The sequence below is a fragment of the Rhodococcus gannanensis genome (genome assembly GCF_042681175.1).
GTDB lineage: Bacteria > Actinomycetota > Actinomycetes > Mycobacteriales > Mycobacteriaceae > Rhodococcus_G > Rhodococcus_G gannanensis.
This window is the reverse complement of sequence record NZ_JBHUFB010000021.1, coordinates 95,163-101,671: the sequence shown is the minus strand read 5'-3', so window position 1 is coordinate 101,671 and position 6,509 is coordinate 95,163. Positions and strand designations below refer to the sequence as shown.

Annotated in this window: 7 protein-coding genes and 1 rRNA gene; 4 read left to right on the top strand and 4 right to left on the bottom strand. The window is 67.7% G+C overall.

The window, feature by feature from the left end; translation table 11 throughout:
- Positions 1 to 165 precede the first annotated feature (165 nt).
- Positions 166 to 282: ribosomal RNA gene (gene rrf, locus ACFSJG_RS25420) — 5S ribosomal RNA — on the top strand.
- A 320-nt stretch (positions 283 to 602) separates the two neighbouring features.
- Here the strand turns inward: rrf and ACFSJG_RS25415 are convergent.
- On the bottom strand, positions 603 to 959 hold the full coding sequence (locus ACFSJG_RS25415; protein ID WP_378488020.1) for an MmcQ/YjbR family DNA-binding protein: 357 nt from the start codon (positions 957 to 959) through the stop codon (positions 603 to 605).
- A gap of 60 nt (positions 960 to 1,019) precedes the next feature.
- The gene (locus ACFSJG_RS25410) at positions 1,020 to 2,579 is read right to left on the bottom strand and encodes an adenylate/guanylate cyclase domain-containing protein (RefSeq protein ID WP_378488019.1); all 1,560 of its coding nucleotides are present in this window, start codon (positions 2,577 to 2,579) and stop codon (positions 1,020 to 1,022) included.
- A 58-nt stretch (positions 2,580 to 2,637) separates the two neighbouring features.
- On the opposite strand from ACFSJG_RS25410, the gene nucS reads away from it, so the two are divergent.
- Together nucS and ACFSJG_RS25400 are read left to right on the top strand one after the other, a co-directional pair.
- Positions 2,638 to 3,312 carry an endonuclease NucS gene (nucS, locus tag ACFSJG_RS25405; protein ID WP_378488018.1) on the top strand — a complete coding sequence of 225 codons (675 nt, stop codon included), beginning with the start codon at positions 2,638 to 2,640 and terminating at the stop codon, positions 3,310 to 3,312.
- Positions 3,313 to 3,371: 59 nt separating this feature from the next.
- Complete coding sequence (locus ACFSJG_RS25400) at positions 3,372 to 3,674, top strand: ATP/GTP-binding protein (protein ID WP_378488017.1); 303 nt, start codon at positions 3,372 to 3,374, stop codon at positions 3,672 to 3,674.
- Here the strand turns inward: ACFSJG_RS25400 and ACFSJG_RS25395 are convergent.
- Positions 3,655 to 4,635 (bottom strand): coiled-coil domain-containing protein, encoded by a 981-nt coding sequence (locus tag ACFSJG_RS25395; RefSeq protein ID WP_378488016.1) that lies wholly within the window; start codon positions 4,633 to 4,635, stop codon positions 3,655 to 3,657. The genes ACFSJG_RS25400 and ACFSJG_RS25395 overlap by 20 nt on opposite strands.
- A gap of 112 nt (positions 4,636 to 4,747) precedes the next feature.
- Complete coding sequence (gene mce, locus ACFSJG_RS25390; protein WP_378488015.1) at positions 4,748 to 5,221, bottom strand: methylmalonyl-CoA epimerase; 474 nt, start codon at positions 5,219 to 5,221, stop codon at positions 4,748 to 4,750.
- A 92-nt stretch (positions 5,222 to 5,313) separates the two neighbouring features.
- Between mce and ACFSJG_RS25385 the strand changes: the two genes are divergently transcribed.
- Positions 5,314 to 6,504 carry an acetyl-CoA C-acetyltransferase gene (locus ACFSJG_RS25385; protein WP_378488014.1) on the top strand — a complete coding sequence of 397 codons (1,191 nt, stop codon included), beginning with the start codon at positions 5,314 to 5,316 and terminating at the stop codon, positions 6,502 to 6,504.
- The last annotated feature ends 5 nt before the right edge of the window (positions 6,505 to 6,509 follow it).

Here is a 6,509-nt window from a genome sequence, read left to right as displayed (position 1 = left end):
ACTGGTGTAGGTGACTGGTACTAATAGGCCGAGGACTTACCACAAAGAAGCTACGCGTCCACTGTGCGGTATCTGAAACAACACACGTTGTATCGGATGGAGAATCCATCACATCTTTCGGGTGTGGATGGTTTTCTCTGAATCCGTGTGACAGTTTCACAGAGTTACGGCGGCCATAGCGGAGGGGAAACGCCCGGTCCCATTCCGAACCCGGAAGCTAAGCCCTCCAGCGCCGATGGTACTGCACTCGACAGGGTGTGGGAGAGTAGGACACCGCCGTACATAACATCAGGGGAAGCCCCGGAACCAGGAATGGTTCCGGGGCTTTCCTCGTTTCCGCCCCACCCATGCAGGCCGCGGCCGGACGGATCGGCTGAACGCCACTTTCGTCTCGTCCGCCCGTATGAACGGCACGTTCAGCCGGCAGCACGGCACCCCACCGGATCGCCGGCGGTTCGGGTCGGTGGTGGGTGACTCCGGCCGGCGGCCACCGGTCGGTTCGGCTGAACGTCACCTTCACCTCCTCCAACCGCGTGAACGCCACGTTCAGCCACACGCGACGAGGTGGGCTGTGGCAGGAGCAGGGACAGCAACGGCTACTTCTACTCCTCGTACAGGTACCCGTACTCGTGTGACTCGACCAGGTGGCGGGGAGCCGTCAGGCACCAGGCCTCGGTGACCAACTCGAGGAGCTCGTCGGCCTCGATGCCCTCCAGGTGCACGACCACCCACCCGAACTGGCCGGCAGTGAACTGAACCTCGAACACGTCGGGACGTTCGGCGACCAAGGCGGCCTGCTCGTCGAGCGTGGCCTTCAGGCCCACGGTCCGGGTCTTCTCCCACACGTAGCCGTAGCCCTTGCCGCCGACCTTGAGCGAGATCCACTGGCCCGCATCGACCTGCTGGGTCTCGGGCAATGTGTCCAACATCGACAGGAACTCGTCCACGGTCACGGCCATACGTCACGTCTACCACGAGGCGCCGACAACCGAGACGGGTCGGTACGTCGACCACCTTGGTCAGGCAGTCACCGCGGGGATGGGAGTTGCGAGCCGCGTCGGCGACGACCGCCCGCGCAGGACGATGGAGTCGCCGAGTTCCCACTGTCGCGACACCTCGGGCGCTGCGGCGGACATCGCGCGTTCGGAGGCGACCAGAGCGCCCGGCATGGACTTGGCGAGTTCGCACAGCCGCGCGGCCTCGTTCACGGGATCGCCGATCACGGTGTATTCGAAGCGATCGCGGGCACCGATGTTGCCTGCGACGGCAACTCCTGCAGCGACGCCGATCGCTGCGTTGCAGTCCGGCACCTCGAGAATCAGGCGGTCTCTGATGCGGCGGGCGGCGGCAAGGGCGCTGCCCTCGGGGTCCTCCACCTCTGCCGGTGCCCCGAACACGGCGAGTGCGGCGTCACCTTCGAACTTGTTGATCAGCCCGTCGTGCGCATCGACTTCGTCGACTACGACCGCGAAGAACCGGTTCAGAAGGTCGACCACCTCCTTCGGTGGCCGTGTCGCGGCGAGTTCCGTCGACCCGACGAGGTCGATGAAGAACACCGCGACCTCGCGTTCCTCGCCGCCGAGTTCGGGATTGCGGGCGATCGCGGCTGCTGCGACATCCCGCCCGACATGCCTGCCGAACAGTTCCTGGATGCGAGCGCGCTCTCGGAGGCCGTCGGCCATCCGGTTGAAGCCGCTCTGCAGCTCTCCGAGCTCCGTGCCGTCGTAGACGACCACTGATGCGTCCAGATCCCCGTGCTCGATGCGCGACATGCCGGCGCGGACCGCGCGGATCGGTGCAACGGTGGCGCTCAGTCCCAGGAGGGTCAACGCGAACCCGAACACGAGGGTGACACCGCCGAGCGCCAGCACCGACACGGCGACCTGAGTTGGCTGAACGTCCTCACGGATCAGGCTGAAGATCGCGACGAGAATGAGTCCGGTGACCGGCACACCTGTACCGAGCACCCAGGCCAGCAGGCCGCGTCCGGCAACGCCCGCGATCCGCACCCGGCGCGGGTCGCCGTATTCGAGCGCACGCGCGGCCGTCGGGCGCAGGGAGAACTCACTGAGCAGATAGCTGAAAGCACAGACGGTGACCGCGCCCATCGTGATCGTGAACGCCACCTTGGGGATCGTCTGCACGTCGACGAGTGCGTAGGCGGTGGTGAACACCACCAGGCCGCCCGACCACAGCACGATCTGGATGACGGTGAGTCGCCACGGCATGGACAGCGCCGCTGCGGCCTCGCGACGCGTCGGCACCCTGTCCTCGACCGCCCAGCGCAGGTCGCGAATGCCGACGACGGTTCCCCACGTGGCGCCGACCACGAGCGCGAGGCCGATGTAGAGGGGCGCGATCACCGCGTTGACGATCACGTAGTCCCATGTGATCACCTTGGGGCCGGGGATCACGACGATCAGGAGCGCTGCCACGACTCCGGCGCCGATCGCGTTCGACAGCAACAGCGAGGAGGTGAGCAGGACCTGTACCCGCACGCGGCGTAGCCGCGCGCTCTCATCCGGGCGGCCGAGGATCGGCGAACCGAGAGGCGAGGGCGTACGCGGCGATCCGTTCATGGTGTGCCTCACCCTAGCGGTGCCGTGCCGCCGAGCCCGGGTGCTCTAGGGTGGTCGGGTGCGCCTCGTGATTGCCAGCTGTCAGGTCGACTATGTAGGGCGACTCACCTCCCACCTGCCGAAAGCGCGCAGGTTGCTGCTGGTGAAGTCGGACGGGTCCGTCAGCATCCACGCTGACGACCGTGCCTACAAGCCGCTGAACTGGATGAGCCCGCCGTGCTGGCTGGTCGAGGAGGGACGCGACGACGGCACGACGCTGTGGGTGGTGACCAACAAGGCCGGCGAGGAACTGCGCATCACGATCGACGAGGTCGAGCACGACTCCTCACACGAACTCGGTGTCGATCCGGGACTCGTCAAGGATGGCGTCGAGGCGCACCTGCAGGAACTGCTCGCCGAGCACGTCGACACCCTGGGTGAGGGATACAGCCTCGTCCGGCGCGAGTACATGACCGCCATCGGTCCCGTCGACCTTCTGGTCAGGGACGGTTCGGGCGCAGCTGTCGCGGTGGAGATCAAGCGTCGCGGGGAGATCGACGGTGTCGAGCAGCTGACCCGGTACCTCGAGCTGCTCAATCGTGATCCGTTGCTCGCACCGGTGACCGGTGTCTTCGCGGCCCAGCAGATCAAGCCGCAGGCGCGGACGCTCGCCGAGGATCGCGGAATTCGGTGCCTCACCCTGGATTACGAGGCACTTCGCGGAATCGAGAGCACCGAGTTCCGCCTGTTCTGAGCGTCCCCGTGAACCCGGTGGCCCGATCGAGCCGCCAGGCCACGTCCTAGAGTGGAGCCATGCCCCGGCGCAACAACAAACGCAGTCCAGGCGCCCCGTCGCCGGTCGGCCTCGGCGGGCCGCGTGTCGAGTCAGGCCCCGCCGGATACGGCGACGAGCAGTACCTGGTGCGTCAGATTCCGGGCGCCCGGGCCACCAAGGCCTACCGCTGCCCAGGCTGCGACCACGAGATCCGGCCCGGTGTCGCGCACCTCGTGGCGTGGCCGGCCGACGGTCTCGGCGGCGCCGACGACCGCCGGCACTGGCACACCGGCTGTTGGAACGGTCGGGGATCGCGGAGCGTCACCCGACGTTGGTCGTGACCTGCTCCCCGGCGGACTCGTCGTCGATCGACTCGTCCTCCGGCAGTTCCTCGTCCGACGGCAGTTCGTCGTCCGTGCGATCGGTGCTCCGGCCGCGCTGTGACTCGGCCTTGCCGTCGAGGAGTTCGCCCTCGCGGTTGACCGAGGCGAGCATCGCCGGAACAGAGTCGAGCTGGCCGCGAATTCCGAGCAGCTGGGCCAGGATTCGCCCGCGCAGCACGCGCAGTTCCTCCGCGAGCTCCTTGGCGTGGGCGATCCGCTTGTCGGCCTGTTCGGTCGCGGTCTGGAGGCGGCGACGCGCCTCGTTGGTGGCGTCCGTCAGACGGCGCTCGGCCTCGGCCTTGCTCGACGCCTCGAGTTCCTCGACGGCGGCGACGACCTTGGTGCGACGCTCGCTCATGGTGATCTCGAAGTCCTGCTGGATGCTGGCGCGCTTGGCGTCCGACTCTGCCTCGAGGCGAGCGGCCTCCGATTGCGCGGCCTCGACGGTGCGTGCGGCCTCGGTGCGGGCGCGCGCCATCGTCTGCTCGTGCTCGGTTTCCATCGCGGAGCGGCGGTCGTTGGTTTCGGCCAGCTTGGCTTCGTACTTGCCGCGCAGCGCCGTGGCTTCCTGCTCGGCGATGGAGATCATCTCGGCAGCATCGGCCTGCGCCTTGGCGCGGACCTCCGACGACTCGTCGGACGCGAGGCGGAGCATGCGGGAGATGCGCTCGCTCATGCCTTCGGCGGTGGTCGGCGGCACCGACAGGCGATCGACGTCCTTGCGCAGCGAGTCGATCTCGTCGCGAGCGTCTTCGAGCTGATGGGCGAGGTCGCGGGCCTGCGCAGCAGCAGCGTCACGGTCGGTGGCGGTCACCCGCAATTCCGTGTCGAAGCGGTCGAAGTATCGCCGAACCTCGTCCTTGTCGTATCCCTTGCGGACGATGGTGAACGGCATCCCGCCGTCTTGCTCGTAGGCCATGCGTACCAATTTACCGCCGGTCGCGCCGCTGAGGGACTGCGCGTGTTGGTTGTGATATGCGACACCGTGCGCCCACCGAGGCGGGCGCACGGAGGAAGCGTCCTCGCGGTGTCTAGTGAGCCGGGTGCGCGGCGGGTTCGACCAGTTCGACGAGCACGCCGCCGGCATCCTTCGGGTGCATGAAGTTGATGCGGGAGTCCGCGGTGCCGCGCTTCGGGGCGTCGTACAGGAGGCGGACGCCACCGGCGCGCAGCCGTTCCGAGATCGCGTCGATGTCGGTGACGCGGTAAGCCATCTGCTGGATGCCGGGACCGTTGCGGTCGATGAACTTCGCGATGGTGGAGTTCTCGTTCAGCGGCGCGAGGAGCTGGATCGCCGGGGCGCCTGCCGGGCTGCCCGGAACGGAGAGCATCGCCTCACGGACGCCCTGCTCCTCGTTCACCTCCTCGTGGGTGGAAACGAGGCCGAGGTGCTCGGCGTACCACGCGATCGCGACGTCGAGGTCGGGAACGGCGATGCCGACGTGGTCGATCGCGACCACCAGGTCGGATGCCAGCGGTGATCCTGCAGGAGCGGAGTTCGTCATGGTCCGACGTTAGCGTTACCGTTTTCGTAGTTCTCTGTCGGCTGTGACTTCGATCGCCGCCGACGCCAGTACGTCATCGTTGGAGGCCAGTCGTGAGCACTTCTGTCATCGTTGCCGGAGCCCGTACCCCCATGGGTCGGCTGCAAGGATCACTGAAGGACTTCTCCGGGTCGGACCTCGGCGGCATCGCCATCAAGGGCGCCCTCGACAAAGCCGGCATCACCGGCGACCAGGTCGACTACGTCATCATGGGCCAGGTCCTCACCGCAGGCGCCGGCCAGATCCCCGCCCGCCAGGCCGCCGTCGCCGCCGGCATCCCCATGTCGGTACCAGCGTTGACCATCAACAAGGTGTGCCTGTCCGGCATCAACGCCATCGCCCTCGCCGACCAGATGATCCGCGCCGGCGAATTCGACATCGTCGTCGCCGGCGGCCAGGAATCGATGACCCAAGCCCCCCACATGCTCGAAAAGTCCCGCCAGGGCTTCAAGTACGGCGACGTCACCCTCCGCGACCACATGGCCTACGACGGACTCCACGACATCTTCACCGACCAGGCCATGGGCCTGCTCACCGAATCCGCCAACACCGACACCACGTTCGTCAGCAGGGAAGAGCAGGACGCATTCGCCGCCGCCTCCCACCAGAAGGCCGCCGCCGCCTGGAAGAACGGACTCTTCGACAACGAGGTCGTCCCCGTCCCGGTCCCGCAACGCAAGGGCGACCCCATCGACTTCCGCGAAGACGAAGGCATCCGCGCCGACACCACCACCGAATCCCTCGGAAAACTGCGCCCCGCATTCGCCAAGGACGGCACCGTCACCGCCGGATCCGCCTCCCAGATCTCCGACGGCGCCGCCGCCGTCATCGTCATGTCCAAGGCCACAGCCGAGCGGCTCGGCCTGACCTGGATCGCCGAGATCGGCGCCGCCGGGCAGGTCGCAGGCCCCGACTCCACCCTGCAGTCCCAGCCCGCGAACGCCATCGCCGCCGCCTGCGCCAAGGACGGCATCACCCCGGCCGATCTCGACCTCGTCGAGATCAACGAAGCCTTCGCCGCCGTCGGCATCGCGTCGACCCGAGAACTCGGCATCGACCCCGACAAGGTCAACGTCAACGGCGGCGCCATCGCCCTCGGCCACCCCCTCGGCATGTCCGGCGCCCGCATCGCCCTGCACCTCGCACTCGAACTGCAGCGCCGCGGCGGCGGCACCGGCGCCGCAGCCCTCTGCGGTGGCGGCGGCCAGGGCGACGCCCTGATCCTCCGCGTCCCCACCCCCTGACCCAC